This window comes from Streptomyces sp. NPDC029466 (assembly GCF_055574515.1).
This window is the reverse complement of the sequence record NZ_JBVHZH010000033.1, coordinates 1-16,261: the sequence shown is the minus strand read 5'-3', so window position 1 is coordinate 16,261 and position 16,261 is coordinate 1. Positions and strand designations below refer to the sequence as shown.

The following is a 16,261-nucleotide window of genomic DNA, read 5'->3' as shown; positions in this document are numbered from 1 at the left end:
CGGGGCCCCGGCGGCGCACCGGGCGCACCGGGCGCACCGGCCCCGCCGCCCGCCGCCCGCGCTACGGCAGCGGAATCCGCAGCCGGAAGAGCGCGCCGCCCCCCGGCGCCTGCTCGGCGGTGAGGTAGGCCCCGTGGGCGCGGGCGATCTGGCGGGCCATCGCCAGGCCCAGCCCGGAGCCGGGCAGCGCGCGGGCCGCCTTCGCACGGTAGAAGCGGTCGAAGACATGGGGCAGATCGCCGGCCTCGATGCCGGGGCCGTGGTCGCGCACGGTCAGCTCCAGCGCGCCCGGTACGCCGGAGAGCGCGGTCTCGACCGGGCCGCCCGGCGGGGAGAACTTCGCGGCGTTGTCGAGCAGGTTGGACAGCAGCCGGGCCAGGCGGGCCGGCACTCCGGGGACCGTGGTGTCCGCCGCGGCCGGGTCGACGGCGGCGGTGAAGGTGAGCTCCGGCCAGTGCTCCCGGGCCGCGCCCACGGCGTGCTCCAGGAGGGCGGCCGGGCGTACCTGCTCGACCAGCGGCTGGGGTTCCTCGTCACGGGCGAGTTCGATCAGATCGTTGACGAGTGTGGTGACCTCGCGCAGCTGGCGGCCCAGAGCGGCCGAGGCGCGGTCGCGCTGGGCGTCGGTCAACCGGTCGGCGCGGGCCAGGAGTTCGGCGTTGGTGCGGAGTGCGGTCAGCGGGGTGCGCAGCTCGTGGGAGGCGTCGGCGACCAGCCGGCGCTGGGCGGTGACGGACTGCTCCAGTTCGCCGAGCATGGTGTTGAAGCTGGTGGCGAGCCGGGTGATCTCGTCCTCCCTGGCGGGTGGTCCCGCGGGGAGCTCGATGCGGTGGCGGGCGTCGCGGGTGGCGGCGATGCGCTCCGCGGTGGCGGTGAGCCGGGCGACCGGGGCCAGGCCCGTCCGGGACACCCAGTAGCCCAGTGCGGCGGCCAGCAGGACACCGGCGCCGCCGACCGCGGCCAGTGCCCAGGCGGCCTGTTCCACGCCCCGGTCGACGGTGTCGGAGCGCTGGGCGACCTGCACCGCCTCGTCCTTGTCCGCCAGGCGCGTGGTGAGCATCAGGACCGGCCGGCCGGCCACCTCCTGCCGCTCGTAGAACGCCGCGCTCCGGCCCTCGGCGACCTGCCGGGTGGCGTCGGAGACGGGCAGCACATACGGCTCGCGGGGGTCCTTGGCGGGGTCGGACGGCACGATCTGGACGCAGGACGAGGCCGGGTACCGGCAGAGGGTGTCACTGGGCGTCGGGCCCCAGTCGTGGCGGTCCCGGATCATCTGGGTGGCCGTCTGGGTCAGGGTCAGTTTCAGCTGACGGGTCATCTGGTAGTCGATGACGGTGAACGCGGCGGCGCAGACACCGACCGCCACCAGCGCCACCGCGGTGGAGGCCGCCAGCGCCAGCCGGGCGCGCAGCGGACGGCGCCGCCGCCAGCGGGCCCCCAGCCCGCGGGTGCCGGTCATGTGCCCTCCGCGGTGCCCAGGCGGTAGCCGATCCCGTGCACGGTGTGGACGAGCCGTGACTCGCCGCCCGCCTCCAGCTTGCGGCGCAGATAACCGATGTACACGGCCAGCGAGTTGGAGTCCGGGCCGAAGTCGCGGCCCCACACGCGCTCCAGGATCACCTCGCGCGGCAGCACCTGCCCGGGGTGCAGCAGCAGCAGTTCCAGCAGCGCCCACTCGGTGCGGCTGAACTCCAGGGGGCGGCCCGCCCGGTGGCCGGAGCGGGTCACGGGGTCGACGACCAGATCGCCGAAGGTGAGCCGGCTGTCCTCCACCGCCGTGGTGGACGCCCGGCGCAGCAGGGCCCGGATACGGGCCACCAGCTCGTCCAGCGCGAACGGTTTGACGAGATAGTCGTCGGCACCGGCGTCCAGCCCGTCGACCCGTTCGCTGACCGAGTCCAGCGCGGTCAGGACCAGGATCGGGGTGCGGTCGTCCAGCGCGCGCAGCCGGCGGCAGACGGCCAGGCCGTCCAGCACGGGCATCAGCACGTCCAGGACCAGGGCGTCCGGCTGCCAGGCGGCGACCTCCGAGAGGGCGGCCAGGCCGTCGGCGGCGCCGCGTACCGCGTAGCCCTCCACGGCGAGGCCGTCCTCGACGGCGGCACGCACCTCGGGTTCGTCGTCGACGACGAGGATCTTGGGGGCGGGGGTGTTCCCGGGCGTGGGCGGCATGGACACAGGCTGCCAAACACCTCTCTTAGAAGCTTCTTAGGGCACGTCGCGAGCGTGGCGGCCATGCGCACACCACTCTCTGTCGTGATCGGTGCGGGCGGCACCGGCGGCCATATCTATCCCGGACTCGCGCTCGCCGACGCACTCCGCCGGGCCGTGCCCGAGGCGGTGATCTCCTTCGTCGGGACCGAACGCGGACTGGAGACGCGGCTGATCCCGCAGGCCGGATACCGGCTGCACACCGTTGACATGATCCCCTTCGATCCCGCACTCGGCGCCCGACGGTATCTGCTGCCGGCCGCGCTGCTGCGCTCGGGCGGCCAGTGCCGGAGCATTCTCAAGGAACAGAACGCCCAGGTCGCGGTCGGTATGGGCGGCTACCCCAGCGCCCCGGTGATCGTCGGGGCGCGGCTGGCCGGACTGCCGAGCGTGATCCATGAGTCCAACGCGGTGCCCGGCCGGGCCAACAAGTTCGCCGCCCGGCTCACCCCGCATCTCGCCCTCGCCTTCGACCGCAGCCGGGAGCATCTGGCCGGCGGTGAGCGGGCCGAGACGGTGGGGATGCCGCTGGTCGGCCCGCTGGCGGACCTGGACCGCGGGCGGCTGCGCCCCGCCGCCCGCCGGGAGTTCGGCATCCCGGACGACGCGCGTCTGCTGCTGGTCAACGGCGGCAGCCTGGGCGCCGCCCGGCTCACCGAGGCGGCGGTGGGACTCGCCGGCCGCTACCGGACCCGTACGGATCTCCGGCTGCTGATCAAGACCGGGCCCGCGGCCCTGGAGGAGACCCGGGCGCAACTGGCGGCCAACGGCGGGGCGGCGGTCGCCACGGCCGTGCCGTACCTCGACCGGATGGATCTGGCCTATGCCGCCGCCGATCTCGTGGTGTGCCGGGCCGGTTCGGCGACCGTGGCGGAGCTGGCCACGATCGGGATGCCGGCCGTCCTCGTCCCGTATCCGTACGCACCGGGCGACCACCAGACCCATAACGCGCGGGTGCTCTCCGACGCCGGGGCGGCGCTGCTGCTGGCCGACGCCGAGACCTCGGCCGAGCGGCTGGACGCCCTGGTCGGCCCGCTTCTCGACGATCCCGGCCGGCTCGCCGCGATGGGCGCGGCGGCCGACCCCGGCACCCATGCCCGGGCCGCCGACCTGCTGGCCGCCAAGGTGCTGGCGCTGGCCGGCCACCCGTACACCGCACACCCCACGATGAAGGAGTCAGCATGAGCAGCAACACGCAGCAGTGGACGGGCCGCAGGGTCCTGGTCACCGGGGCCGAGGGGTTCATCGGCTCGACCCTGGTCGACCTGCTGGTGGAGGCGGGCGCCGAGGTGCGCGCGTTCGTCCATTACAAGCCGTACGCCGAAAAGGGAAATCTGGCGCGCTATCTCGTGCCGGGCGGCCCGGTCGAGATGATCTCCGGCGATGTCCGGGACGCGGGCCGGGTGATGGACGCCGTCGAGGGCTGCGACACCGTCTTCCATCTGGCCGCGTTGATCGGGATTCCGTACAGCTATGACGCGCCGGGCGCCTATGTGCAGACGAATGTGGTGGGTACCGAGAACGTGGCGGAGGCCAGCCGGCGCCATGCGGTGCGCCGGCTGGTGCACACCTCCACCAGCGAGGTCTACGGGACCGCGTTGACCGCGCCGATCAGCGAGGACCACCCGCTCCAGCCGCAGTCGCCGTACTCCGCCTCGAAGATCGGCGCGGACATGATGGCGCTGTCGCACCGGCACGCCTTCGAGCTGCCGGTGACCGTGGTGCGGCCGTTCAACACCTACGGGCCGCGGCAGTCGGCACGGGCCGTGATCCCCACGATCCTGGCCCAACTCCACGCCGGTGCCCGGCAGATCAAGCTCGGCTCGCTCACCCCGACCCGCGACTTCACCTATGTCACGGACACCGCGGCCGGGTTCATGGCGCTGGCCGACTGCGACCGGGCGCTGGGCGAGGTCGTCAATCTCGGTACCGGCCGGGAGATCTCGATCGGCGCGCTCGCCGAGGCACTGATAGCGGCGTCGGGCCGGGAGGCCGAGGTGGTGGTGGACGCCGCGCGGCTGCGCCCGGCGGGCAGCGAGGTCGAGCGGCTGCTGTCGGACAACTCCCGGGCGCGCGAGTGGGCTTCGTGGCGGCCTGAGGTCTCGCTGGAGCAGGGCCTGAAGTGGACGTCGGAGTGGGTGGCGGAGCACCTGCACCTCTTCGCGGCGGACCGCTACCAGGTCTGACCGGCGACCGGGGCCGGGTGTCCGCCGCCGCACCGCGGCGGGGCGCCCGGCCTCAGTCCGCTGCGCCCAGCCCGGCCAGGCCGGTCAGGAAGAGGGCCGTGAAGTCCCGTCCCCACGCGGTGTCCACGGGCTCGCCGCTGACCAGGGTGCGGTGCACGATCGCCCCGGCGATCACATCGAAGATCAGGTCCATGTTGCGGGTGGCCGCCCGTTCGCCCTCCTCGCCCGGGGTGTCCGGGGGCAGCTCACCACGGGTCTGGGCGCGCGAGCGGCCGAGCAGGACCAGCCGCTTCTGACGGTCGACGATCGCCGAGCGGATCCGCTCGCGCAGCGCTCCGTCGGTGGTCGACTCCGCGACCACGGCCATCAGCGCCGTCTTGGTCTCCGGCCGGGCCAGCAGTGCGCCGAACTGGAGCACCACCCCCTCGATGTCGGAGCGCAGCGAGCCCCGGTCGGGGAGTTCGAGCTCGTCGAAGAGGACCGCCACGGCGTCCACGACGAGCTCGTTCTTGTTGGCCCAGCGGCGGTAGAGCGTCGTCTTGGCGACGCCGGCGCGGGCCGCGACATCGCTCATGGTGAGCCGCCCCCAGCCCAGGTCCACGAGCGCGGCGCGGGTCGCGCAGAGGATCGCCCGGTCGGTCTCGGCGCTGCGGGGGCGGCCCGTGCGGCCCTTCCGGGGGCTGGCGGAGTCGTGCATGCGGGCGACCATACCGGCCGGTCCGGGGCCGGACGGCGGCTCCCGTGAGGGAGATCACTCGGCGCGGGGCCGGAAGTGGTGGTTGCGCAGGGGTGCCGAGGAGTTACGCTACGGGTCGTAGCGTAAGAGCGATAACCACTGGCCGTGGGTGGGGACCCATGGCCGCGCACGACGGTCCTCCTCGGGGCCGCAGAACGGTCCTCCTCGGGACCGGACGGGCAGTGCTCCCGGACGTACACCGGCATTCCGGCGGGGTGTGCGCACGGGCCGCGGTGCCCGGCGAAACGGCCCGGCCCCGCCGCCGGAGCCGCCTGCCGCACCACCGACCGCAGTACCGGCCGGATCGACGACCGCACCGCTTTCCGGATCGCTTTTCGGAACGGGCCGCCCAGGGGGGAGGATGGACCCATGCAGCCACGCAATATGTCCATGAGTGGAGTCGTCGACCTCGCAGCGGTGAAGGCGGCCGGTGAAGCGAAGCAGAAGGCGGAGCAGGCACGCGCCGAGGCCGCCCGTACGGGCCGGGCGCCCACGAGCGGTGCCCGCCTGGTGTTCGACGTCGACGAGGCGGGGTTCCAGCAGGACGTCCTGCAACGCTCCACCGAGGTTCCGGTCGTCATCGACTTCTGGGCCGAGTGGTGCGAGCCGTGCAAGCAGCTCGGTCCGCTGCTGGAGCGCCTCGCGGGGGAGTACGCCGGCAAGTTCGTGCTGGCCAAGATCGACGTCGATGCCAACCAGATGCTGTTCCAGCAGTTCGGGGTGCAGGGCATCCCGGCGGTCTTCGCGGTGGTGGCGGGCCAGCCGATCCCGCTGTTCCAGGGCGCGGCCCCCGAGTCGCAGATCCGCGAGGTGCTCGACCAGCTGGTGCAGGCCGCCGAGCAGCAGTTCGGCATCGTGGGCGCGCCGGTCGACCCGCAGGCCGCGGGTGAGCAGCCGGAGGCCGAGGCCCCGGCGCCGGCCGGTCCCTATGACGCCCTGCTGGAGGCCGCGAACCAGGCGCTGGACTCCGGCGACCTGGGCGGTGCCATCCAGGCTTACAAGAACGTGCTCTCCGACGACCCGGCCAACCCGGAGGCCAAGCTCGGTCTGGCGCAGGCCGAGCTTCTGCACCGGGTGCAGGACCTGGATCCCCAGGCGGTGCGCAAGGAGGCCGCGGAGAACCCGGCCGATGTGCAGGCGCAGATCCGGGCCGCGGACCTCGACCTGGTCGGCGGGCATGTCGAGGACGCCTTCGGGCGGCTGATCGACGTGGTGAAGCGGACCGCGGGCGCCGACCGGGAGGCCGCGCGGGTCCGGCTGCTGGAGCTCTTCGAGGTCATCGGGGCGGATGATCCGCGGGTGACGACGGCCCGTACGGCGCTGGCCCGGGTGCTGTTCTGACCCGCTGTCCGCGGAGTCGCCCTCTTCTGACCAGTACGGCCTCCGCGAGTTGACCAAACAAACGAAGCAGCGGCCACGTTTTACCAAAACTTGGTAAACGTGGCCGCTGTTACTTCAAGTAAGTCTCAGCGGCCCTCTTGCGGCGATGTGTCCGCAATTGCCTCATGTCCTCTTGCTGTTAACAGCGACAGTGTGTGTCCAGTCGATCTCGCCGTGTGCAGGCGTGTTTATCGGGCCGTTACCCGCAAGTAACGAGCCCCTTGTGCGGCGGCCGTGAATGGACCACGATCGGCCACGCTCGGTCCATTCCCGCAGCCCGGCATCCGGCCGGTGCCGCGGGGCACTTGGGTCCCCACCGAGTGGTCGGCGGCAGTGGCGCCGACCGTGGACAGGGGGGTCTCTGCCCCACCCGGCAGGGCCTGTCCAGGAGGTTGCGCGAGAGCGTGGCCAGTGGTTGTCGCTCGGGGGTGATCGCCGGTATTCGGAACACGTTGTGCCTCCGAGGACAGGCGCTCTTCTTCCCGAGGACGTAGCACTTCTCCCATCCCAGGTACCGCTGTTCAACTCGGGCGGCCGGTACCGGAGATGTACGTCCGAGAAGGAGGAAAGTCATGGAGTCCCTGGCTCGTGGCGGGACCAGATGGAAGCGGTTCGCCGTCGTCATGGTGCCGAGCGTCGCGGCGACCGCCGCGATCGGCGTCGCCCTCTCGCAGGGTGCGCTCGCGGCATCGTTCAGCGTGTCCGGCCAGCAGTTCAAGGTCGCTACCGACCGGCTGGACGGCACCGGATTTGTTCAGTACGGAGCCATTGACGCCCAGAAGGGCGGCAAGCAGGTCCCGGTGGCGGTCTCGGGGTTCTCGAACGCCAAGATCAAGAACCTCTGCCAGTCGGTGGTCGTTCCGGTCCCGGTCTTCGGCGATGTGTCGATGAAGCTGTCGGCCGGTGGCGGTGACACGCCGGTCGAGGCGAAGAACCTCTACATCGACCTGGACCAGCTGTCCGCGGACGCGACCTTCAACAACATCGACATCGGTGTTGCTGCGGGCTCGACGACCAAGGGTCCGGGCATGCACAAGGGCGACAAGGCCGACCCCGGCTCGTTCGCCCAGCAGGCCGACTCGGCCACGCTGACCCACGTCAAGCAGACGGCCTGGGCCACGACGGCCGGCACGTTCAAGCTCAGCGGCCTCAAGATGAGCGTCGCCAAGGGCAAGAGCGAGTGCTACTGACGCACTGAGCGTGCGGGCGCGGGGCGAGCTGTACGGCTGACGCCGTTCCCCGTGCCCGTACGCGGGTAGCGCTAGTAGGACACTCAGCACAGAACCACCGATTTGCCAGTCCCGAGGAGCTGTACGACATGAGCGCCGAAACGCGACCACGGCTGATCGAGACCATCGGCCGGAAGCGGATTTCGTTCCGGGAGTGGCGCGGACACCGCCCGTTCTGGGGCGGCATGCTGACTCTGCTGGCCGGCATCCCGATCATGTACATCCCTTACGCGAATCTCACGATCGGTTCCCTGACCGTCCGCATGGCGACCACCGCCGGCGCCGGCTCGCTGATCATCGGCGTACTGCTGGTCGTGCTCGGTCTGACCATGTGGTTCCAGCCCGCCTCGCGTGTCTTCGCAGGTGTGGCGGCGATCCTGCTCTCCCTGGTCTCCCTGGTCGTCTCGAACTTCGGCGCCTTCCTGATCGGCTTCCTTCTGGGGCTGATCGGCGGTGCGCTCGGTGTCTCCTGGGCTCCGGGCAAGGCCCCCCAGGGCGGGGACGACTCCGAGGAGCCGGGCCGCACCACGGTCGCCGGACCGGTGCTCGCCACCCACCCGGCGCCCGCCGCCGGTCCCGGCTTGGGCAATGGACTGGACGACCTGTCAGGAACGAGCCCGACCAATGGAGAGAACGGGAGGCACCGTGCCGGGTGACGAGCTGCCGGAGGAGACCGCAGCCACCGGGGCGAGAACGGGGCCGAGGCATGCGGCGCCGAGGAAGCCGCTGCTGACTCGGCTCCATGTGCCCGCAGGCAAGGCGATAGCCATCGCCGCCATGCCGTCCGCCGTACTCATGGGGATGGGGCTGACGCCCCAGATGGCGATAGCCAAGCCCGCGCCTCCCAAGAGCCCCTTCAAGGACGGTCCGTGCGTCACTGCTCCGGACAAGGTGGAGCAGAAGGACGGCAAGTCCAAGGACGGCGCGAAGGACACCACGGACGACACCAAGCCGTCCGCGGAGCCCTCCGCCTCGCCCTCCCCCTCGGCCGGCAAGGACACGGACAAGACGCCCGCGCCCGAGCCGTCCGGCTCCACGAAAACCGACGAGCCCTCGGGCTCCGCGACCCCGTCGCCGTCGGCCTCCGAGGAGGAGAAGGACGACGGAGGTGTGCTGGGCGGCATCGGTGATGCGCTCGGCGGTCTCCTGGGCGGGGACGACGACAAGGACGAGGAGCCGGCCGCCTCGCCGAGCCCCTCCGCGTCCGACACCGCCTCCCCGAGCCCCTCGCCGTCCGCGTCGACGGACGACGGTTCGGCCGCTGACAAGGTCACCAAGCCGGTCACGGACACCGTCGACGGCCTCAAGGACGGCGCCGACAAGGCCGGTGACGCCGCCGAGAGCGGGTCGAAGACGGTCAACGACACCGTCCACGGTGCCGTGGGCGCGGCGGACAACGCCCTGCCCGGCGGCGGTGTCGACGGCAAGGACGCCGACGGCAAGAAGGCGTACCCCTGTGTCGTCGAGAACAAGCAGAAGGGCGAGGACGAGCAGACGCCCGTCACCCTGCCCGACGACCCCTGGCACCTGGAGTCCAGCGCGCTCACCCTGCGCGGTCTGAACTACGAGGGCGTCGTCAATGTCAAAACCCAGAACGGCCACACCAAGCAGGCCCTGAAGTTCACCGCGGACAGCGTCGACATCGGTGATCTGCATCAGACCGTCGACGACCGGGCGTCCGGCAAGAAGTACCACGTACAGGCGTCCCAGGGGTCCACGTCCACGATCCGCGGCGGCAAGGTGACGATGTACACCGAGCGGCTCCAGGGCAACCTCTTCGGGTTGATCCCGATCGTCTTCGACCCCGAGCACCCGCCGCCGCTCAATGTCCCGTTCGCCTACTTCACCAAGGTGAAGATCGACCAGGCGGGCCAGTTCGGCGGCAACCTCCACGTCCCGGGTCTGCACCAGTTCATGACCGGCTGAGCAGGCCCCGGGCCACCGACCCGTTCGGGAGCCGCACAGAAAACGGCGGTGGGGGGGGGGGGGGGGCACGGGGGGGGGGGGGGCCGGCTGCTTTTGTGTTTTTTGTCGTCCCGCCCTCCTCCCCCCCCCCCCCCCCCCCCCCCCCCCCCCCCCCCCCCCCCCCCCCCCCCCCCCCCCCCCCCCCCCCCACCCCCCCGCCCCCCCCCCCCCCCCCCCCCCCCCCCCCCCCCCCCCCCCCCACCGCCGTTTCGTGTGCCGGTGCGTCAGGCCTGCTCGCCGCCGAGGTGGTGCACCCGGACCATGTTGGTGGTGCCGGGGACGCCGGGGGGCGAACCGGCGGTGATCAGCATGGTGTCGCCCTTGCTGTAGCGCTTGAGCTTGAGCAGCTCGGCGTCCACCAGGTCGACCATGGCGTCGGTGTTGTCGACGTGCGGCACGACGAAGGCATCGACGCCCCAGCTCAGCGTGAGCTGGTTGCGGGTGGACGCCTCGGTGGTGAAGGCCAGGATCGGCTGGGCCGCGCGGTAGCGGGAGAGCCGGCGGGCGGTGTCACCGGACTTGGTGAAGGCGATCAGCGCCTTGCCGTCCAGGAAGTCGGCCATCTCGCAGGCCGCGCGGGCCACCGAACCGCCCTGCGTACGCGGCTTCTTGCCGGGCACCAGCGGCTGGAGGCCCTTGGAGAGCAGCTCCTCCTCGGCCGCCTCGACGATCTTCGACATCGTCTTGACGGTCTCGATCGGATACTGGCCCACCGAGGACTCGGCGGAGAGCATCACCGCGTCGGCGCCGTCGAGGATGGCGTTGGCGACATCGGACGCCTCGGCGCGGGTCGGACGGGAGTTGGTGATCATCGACTCCATCATCTGGGTCGCGACGATCACCGGCTTGGCGTTCCTGCGGCACAGCTCCACCAGGCGCTTCTGCACCATCGGGACCTTCTCCAGCGGGTACTCCACCGCCAGGTCACCACGGGCGACCATGACGGCGTCGAAGGCCATCACGACCTCCTGCATGTTGGCGACCGCCTGCGGCTTCTCCACCTTGGCGATGACCGGGACCCGGCGGCCCACCTCGTCCATGACGCGGTGCACGTCCTGGACGTCCTTGGCGTCCCGCACGAAGGACAGCGCGACCATGTCGCAGCCCATCCGCAGGGCGAACTTGAGGTCCTCGATGTCCTTCTCGGACAGCGCGGGGACGTTCACCGCGGCGCCGGGCAGGTTGATGCCCTTGTGGTCGGAGATGACCCCGCCCTCGATGACGATGGTGCGCACCCGCGGGCCGTCGACCTCGACGACCTGGAGCGCGACATTGCCGTCGTTGATCAGGACCGGGTCGCCCTTGGAGACGTCGCCGGGCAGGCCCTTGTACGTCGTCCCGCAGATGGTCTTGTCACCGGGGACGTCCTCGGTGGTGATGACGAACTCGTCGCCCCGCACCAGCTCCACGGGGCCGTCGGCGAAGGTCTCCAGGCGGATCTTGGGGCCCTGGAGGTCGGCCAGGACGCCCACGGCGCGGCCGGTCTCCTCGGAGGCCTTGCGAAGGCGGTGGTACCGCTCCTCGTGCTCCGGCTGGGTCCCATGGCTCATGTTGAAACGGGCCACGTTCATGCCGGCCTCGATCAGCGTCTTCAGCTGGTCGTAGGAGTCGACGGCGGGGCCCAGGGTGCAGACGATTTTGGAACGGCGCATGGGCAGAATCCTATCGGTTTGTTTAGCGGCGGAATATTTCGGTAGGTGGAAACACCGAGTCCTAGGCGCTGACCAGGGCGTATGTCTGCTGGGCGATCTCCAGTTCCTCGTCGGTCGGGACGACGGCGGCCGCGACCCGGGCGTCCTCGGGGGAGATCAGCCGGGGCTCGCCGGACCGTACGGCGTTGAGACCGTCGTCCACGGCCAGACCCATCTCCTCCAGGCCGGCGAGGGCGGCCGCGCGCACCGGGGCGGCGTTCTCCCCGACGCCCGCGGTGAACGCCACCGCGTCGACCCGGCCGAGCACCGCGGTGTAGGCCCCGATGTACTTCTTCAGCCGGTGGATGTAGATGTCGAAGGCCAGCTGGGCGCGCTCGTCACCCTCGTCGATCCGCCGCCGGATCTCCCGCATGTCGTTGTCACCGCACAGCCCGACCAGCCCGCTCTTCTTGTTGAGCAGCACATCGACGTCGTCCTCGGACATCCCCGCGACCCGCTTGAGGTGGAAGGTCACCGCGGGGTCGATGTCACCGGAGCGGGTGCCCATGACCAGGCCCTCCAGCGGGGTCAGGCCCATCGAGGTGTCCACACAGCGGCCGCCGGCCACCGCCGAGGCGGAGGCGCCGTTGCCCAGGTGGAGCACGATGACATTGACCTCGGAGGGGTCCTTGCCCAGCAGCTCGGCGGTCTTGCGGGAGACATAGGCGTGCGAGGTGCCGTGGAAGCCGTAGCGGCGGATGCGGTGGGCGTCGGCGGTGGCCACGTCGATGGCGTAGCGGGCCGCGTACTCCGGCATCGTGGTGTGGAACGCGGTGTCGAAGACCGCCACCTGCGGCAGGTCCGGGCGCAGCGCCCGGGCGGTCCGGATGCCGGTGATGTTCGCCGGGTTGTGCAGCGGGGCGACCGGCACCAGCCGCTCGATCTCCGCCAGCACCGCGTCGTCGATCACGGTCGGGGCGGTGAACTTCAGCCCGCCGTGCACCACCCGGTGCCCGATCGCGGCCAGCTGCGGGGAGTCGAGGCCGAGACCGTCGGCGGACAGCTCCGCGGCGACCGCCTTCAGCGCGGCCTCGTGGTCGGCTATCGGGCCCTCGGTCTCCCGCTTGTCACCCCCGGTGGCCAGCGGGGTGTGGGCCAGGCGCGAGGTCTCCTCGCCGATCCGCTCGACCAGTCCGACGGCGAGACGGGTGCCGGCGGCGGGGCCGTCGCCGGATTCCGGGTTCATGTCGAGCAGCTGGTACTTCACCGACGAGGAGCCGGAGTTGAGGACGAGGACGCGGGTGGCGGTGGCAGTCATGTAGCGCTTTCCGGGGTGGGAGGGGGAGACGGACGGGGCCGGGGTCAGCCGGTGTGGGCGGCGCCGGGCTGCGCGCCCTGGGCCTGGATGGCGGTGATGGCCACGGTGTTGACGATGTCCTGCACCAGGGCGCCGCGCGAGAGGTCGTTGACCGGCTTGCGCAGCCCCTGGAGGACCGGGCCGACGGCGACCGCACCGGCCGAGCGCTGCACGGCCTTGTAGGTGTTGTTGCCGGTGTTCAGGTCCGGGAAGATCAGCACGGTGGCCTTGCCCGCGACATCGGACTCCGGGAGCTTGGTCTGCGCGACCGCCGCGTCCACCGCCGCGTCGTACTGGATCGGGCCCTCGACCAGAAGATCGGGCCGCAGCTCGCGGACGATCTCGGTGGCCTTGCGGACCTTGTCGACGTCCGCGCCGGAGCCGGAGGTGCCGGTGGAGTACGACAGCATCGCGATCCGCGGCTCGACACCGAACTGGGCGGCGGTGGTGGCCGACTGGATGGCGATGTCCGCCAGCTGCTCGGCGTTCGGGTCCGGGTTGACCGCGCAGTCGCCGTAGACCAGCACCCGGTCGGCCAGGCACATGAAGAAGACCGACGAGACGATCTGGGCGTTCGGCCGGGTCTTGATGATCTCGAAGGCGGGGCGGATGGTGGCGGCGGTGGAGTGCACCGCGCCGGAGACCATGCCGTCGGCCAGCCCTTCCTGGACCATCAGCGTGCCGAAGTAGGAGACATCCGCGACGACGTCGAAGGCCAGCTCGACGCTGACGCCCTTGTGGGCGCGCAGCTGGGCGTAGCGCTCGGCGAACCGCTCGCGCAGCTCGGAGGTCTGCGGGTCGATGATCTGGGCGCCGGCCAGGTCGATGGCCAGGTCGGCGGCGCGCTTGCGGATCGCCTCCTCCTCGCCCAGCAGCGTCAGATCGCAGACATCGCGGCGCAGCAGCACATCGGCGGCGCGCAGCACCCGCTCCTCGCCGCCCTCGGGGAGGACGACCCGGCGGCGGCCGGCGCGGGAGCGCTCGATCAGCTCGTGCTCGAACATCATCGGGGTGACCCGGCCGGAGCGGGCGACGGAGATCCGGTTGGTCAGCTCCACGGTGTCCACATGCCGCTCGAAGAGGCCGAGCGCGGTCTCCGCCTTCCGCGGGGAGGCGGCGTTCAGCTTGCCCTCGATCGCGAACAGCTCACCCGCGGTCGGGAAGGAGCCGCCCGGTACGGAGACCACCGGGGTGCCGGGCGCGAGGCGGGCGGCCAGCGCCATGATGTCGGGGCCGGGCCGCTCGTCGAGGGTGAGCAGCACCCCGGCGATCGGCGGGGCTCCGGCGCTGTGCGCGGCGAGCGAGCCGATGACCAGGTCGGCCCGGTCCCCGGGGGTCACCACGAGAGCGCCGGGGGTGAGCGCCTTGAGGAAGGTCGGCAGCATGGCGCCGCCGAAGACGAAGTCCCGGGCGTCCCGGGCGAGCCCCGAGTCGTCGCCGAGCAGCACCTCGGCACCCAGGGTGTGCACGATCTGGCCGACGGTCGGCGCGGAGAGCGAGCCGTCCTCGGGGAGCGCGTAGCAGGGCACCGGGAGCCGGGCGGAGAGCCGGTCGACGACGGCCTCGCGGTGCGCGGGGTCCACCCGGTTGACGACCATGGCGACGACGTCACAGCCCAGCGAGTGGTAGGCCTGATAGGCGTTGCGGGCCTCGGCGCGGACCGACTCGGCCTCCTGGCCCTGACCGCCGACGACGGCCAGCACCGCGGCACCGAATTCATTGGCGAGCCGGGCGTTGAGGGCCAGCTCGGCCGGCAGGCTGGTGTCCGCGTAGTCCGAGCCGAGGACCAGGACGTACTCATAGTCCCTGGCCACGGCGTGAAAGCGGTCGACGAGCCGGGAAACCAGCTCGTCGGTGCCGCGCTCGGCCTGGAGGGTGGCGGCCTCGTCGTAGCTGAGGCCGTATACCGTGTCGGCTGCCTGGGTGAGCCGGTAGCGGGCCCGCAGCAGATCGAAGAGCCGGTCGGGTCCGTCGTTGTGCATCAGCGGGCGGAAGACTCCGACCCGGTCGACATGGCGGGTGAGGAGCTCCATGACTCCCAGCTCGACGACCTGGCGGCCGTCGCCGCGGTCGATACCGGTCACGTACACGCTGCGCGTCACGCGTGCTCTCCGATCCATTCCGTTGGTCGTAAGGTCAAAATCAGCCGTTATTGTGGGCTTGCCCCTCTTGACAATACCTGCGGCGGTGGATAAGCCGCTCTCCCAGTTTCCCTTGTGGAGCCGGTGCGGGGACAGTAGGGGGGAGGTCTGTGTGCGGGGAGGGCCGGGCTGCCCGTGAAACAATCGGACCGGCTCACACGAACCAACAGCGAGCACAGGAGACACAGCACGATGCGTATCGGAGTCCTCACCGCAGGCGGCGACTGTCCTGGCCTCAATGCTGTGATCCGGTCTGTTGTCCACCGTGCCCTCACCGGGCACGGCGACGAGGTCATAGGTTTCGAGGACGGCTTCAAGGGCCTGCTCGAAGGCCGCTACCGCAAGCTCGATCTTGAGGCGGTCAGCGGCATCCTCGCCCGCGGTGGCACCATCCTCGGCTCGTCCCGGCTGGAGCGCAACCGGCTCCGCGAGGCCTGTGAGAAGTCCAAGGACATGTCCAAGGACTACGGCATCGATGTCCTGATCCCGATCGGCGGCGAGGGCACCCTCACCGCCGCGCGGATGCTGGCGGACGCCGGGATGCCGGTCGTCGGCGTCCCCAAGACCATCGACAACGACATCTCCTCCACCGACCGCACCTTCGGCTTCGACACCGCCGTCGGCGTCGCCACGGAGGCCATCGACCGCCTCAAGACCACCGCGGAATCGCACCAGCGGGTCATGGTCGTCGAGGTGATGGGACGGCACGCGGGCTGGATCGCGCTGGAGTCCGGCATGGCCGGCGGCGCCCACGGCATCTGTCTGCCCGAGCGCCCCTTCGACGTCGACGACCTGGTCACGATGGTCGAGGAGCGGTTCGCCCGGGGCAAGAAGTTCGCGGTCGTCTGTGTCGCGGAGGGGGCCCACCCCGCCGAGGAGACCATGGACTACAAGAAGGGCGCGATCGACCAGTTCGGTCACGAGCGGTTCTCCGGTATCGGTAACCACCTGGCCACCGAACTGGAGAAGCGCCTCGGCAAGGAAGCCCGACCGGTCATTCTCGGCCATGTGCAGCGCGGCGGTACCCCCACTGCGTACGACCGGGTGCTCGCCACCCGCTTCGGCTGGCACGCCGTCGAGGCCGCCCACCGCGGCGACTTCGGCAAGATGACCGCACTGCGCGGCACCGACATCACGATGGTGCCGCTGGCCGAGGCGGTCACCGAGCTCAAGACGGTGCCCGAGTGGCGGATGGACGAGGCCGAGTCGGTCTTCTGAGTCCCGCGGCTTCCCGGAAACACCAACGGCGGGGGGGGGGGGGGGGGGGGGGGGGGGGGGGGGGGGGGGGTGTGTGGGGGGGGGGGGGGGGGGGGGGGGGGGGGGGGGGGGGGGGGTGAGGGGGGGGGGGAGGGGGGGGGGGAGGGGGGGAGTTCATGCGAGGGAGGAGAACGACGGGCAGGCCAATGGTCCCGATCGCCTCACCGA

At 71.4% G+C, this 16,261-nt stretch carries 13 protein-coding genes; 7 read left to right on the top strand and 6 right to left on the bottom strand.

Annotated features, from left to right (window positions below; translation table 11 throughout):
* Window positions 1-61: 61 nt before the first annotated feature.
* A complete protein-coding gene (locus ACZ4XD_RS23950; protein ID WP_468045173.1) occupies window positions 62-1,459 on the bottom strand; it encodes a sensor histidine kinase in 1,398 nt (465 codons plus the stop codon).
* The gene (locus ACZ4XD_RS23945; protein ID WP_468045171.1) at window positions 1,456-2,172 is read right to left on the bottom strand and encodes a response regulator transcription factor; all 717 of its coding nucleotides are present in this window, start codon (window positions 2,170-2,172) and stop codon (window positions 1,456-1,458) included. Before ACZ4XD_RS23945 ends, ACZ4XD_RS23950 begins: the two co-directional genes overlap by 4 nt.
* Window positions 2,173-2,235: 63 nt before the next feature.
* Between ACZ4XD_RS23945 and ACZ4XD_RS23940 the strand changes: the two genes are divergently transcribed.
* Window positions 2,236-3,396: a UDP-N-acetylglucosamine--N-acetylmuramyl-(pentapeptide) pyrophosphoryl-undecaprenol N-acetylglucosamine transferase gene (locus tag ACZ4XD_RS23940; RefSeq protein ID WP_468045169.1), complete on the top strand. Its 1,161-nt coding sequence runs from the start codon at window positions 2,236-2,238 to the stop codon at window positions 3,394-3,396.
* Complete coding sequence (locus ACZ4XD_RS23935; protein ID WP_468045167.1) at window positions 3,393-4,397, top strand: GDP-mannose 4,6-dehydratase; 1,005 nt, start codon at window positions 3,393-3,395, stop codon at window positions 4,395-4,397. The genes ACZ4XD_RS23940 and ACZ4XD_RS23935 overlap by 4 nt, the downstream gene beginning before the upstream one ends.
* Before the next feature lie 52 nt (window positions 4,398-4,449).
* On the opposite strand, the gene ACZ4XD_RS23930 is transcribed toward ACZ4XD_RS23935, so the two are convergent.
* A complete protein-coding gene (locus tag ACZ4XD_RS23930; RefSeq protein ID WP_468045165.1) occupies window positions 4,450-5,094 on the bottom strand; it encodes a TetR/AcrR family transcriptional regulator in 645 nt (214 codons plus the stop codon).
* Window positions 5,095-5,502: 408 nt separating this feature from the next.
* Here ACZ4XD_RS23930 and ACZ4XD_RS23925 point away from each other — a divergent pair, with 408 nt between their 5' ends.
* The 4 genes from ACZ4XD_RS23925 (at window position 5,503) to ACZ4XD_RS23910 (ending at window position 9,668) form a co-directional block, all read left to right on the top strand.
* Entirely contained in the window at window positions 5,503-6,474 is a 972-nt protein-coding gene (locus tag ACZ4XD_RS23925) for a tetratricopeptide repeat protein (RefSeq protein ID WP_468045163.1), read from the top strand.
* Window positions 6,475-7,085: 611 nt separating this feature from the next.
* Window positions 7,086-7,703: a DUF6230 family protein gene (locus ACZ4XD_RS23920; RefSeq protein ID WP_006603038.1), complete on the top strand. Its 618-nt coding sequence runs from the start codon at window positions 7,086-7,088 to the stop codon at window positions 7,701-7,703.
* 128 nt (window positions 7,704-7,831) lie between these two features.
* Complete coding sequence (locus tag ACZ4XD_RS23915; RefSeq protein WP_468045160.1) at window positions 7,832-8,398, top strand: DUF6114 domain-containing protein; 567 nt, start codon at window positions 7,832-7,834, stop codon at window positions 8,396-8,398.
* Window positions 8,388-9,668 carry a hypothetical protein gene (locus tag ACZ4XD_RS23910; RefSeq protein ID WP_468045274.1) on the top strand — a complete coding sequence of 427 codons (1,281 nt, stop codon included), beginning with the start codon at window positions 8,388-8,390 and terminating at the stop codon, window positions 9,666-9,668. The genes ACZ4XD_RS23915 and ACZ4XD_RS23910 overlap by 11 nt, the downstream gene beginning before the upstream one ends.
* 263 nt (window positions 9,669-9,931) lie before the next feature.
* Here ACZ4XD_RS23910 and pyk read toward each other — a convergent pair whose 3' ends face one another.
* The 3 genes from pyk to pta all read right to left on the bottom strand — a co-directional run bounded on the left by pyk (window position 9,932) and on the right by pta (window position 14,797).
* Window positions 9,932-11,359, bottom strand: coding sequence for a pyruvate kinase (gene pyk / locus ACZ4XD_RS23905; protein ID WP_388185687.1), 1,428 nt, complete (start codon window positions 11,357-11,359; stop codon window positions 9,932-9,934).
* 61 nt (window positions 11,360-11,420) lie between these two features.
* The gene (locus ACZ4XD_RS23900; protein WP_468045158.1) at window positions 11,421-12,656 is read right to left on the bottom strand and encodes an acetate kinase; all 1,236 of its coding nucleotides are present in this window, start codon (window positions 12,654-12,656) and stop codon (window positions 11,421-11,423) included.
* Between the two features lie 44 nt (window positions 12,657-12,700).
* Window positions 12,701-14,797: a phosphate acetyltransferase gene (gene pta / locus ACZ4XD_RS23895; RefSeq protein ID WP_468045156.1), complete on the bottom strand. Its 2,097-nt coding sequence runs from the start codon at window positions 14,795-14,797 to the stop codon at window positions 12,701-12,703.
* Between the two features lie 231 nt (window positions 14,798-15,028).
* Between pta and ACZ4XD_RS23890 the strand changes: the two genes are divergently transcribed.
* Window positions 15,029-16,054, top strand: coding sequence for an ATP-dependent 6-phosphofructokinase (locus ACZ4XD_RS23890; RefSeq protein WP_386684212.1), 1,026 nt, complete (start codon window positions 15,029-15,031; stop codon window positions 16,052-16,054).
* Window positions 16,055-16,261: the final 207 nt, after the last annotated feature.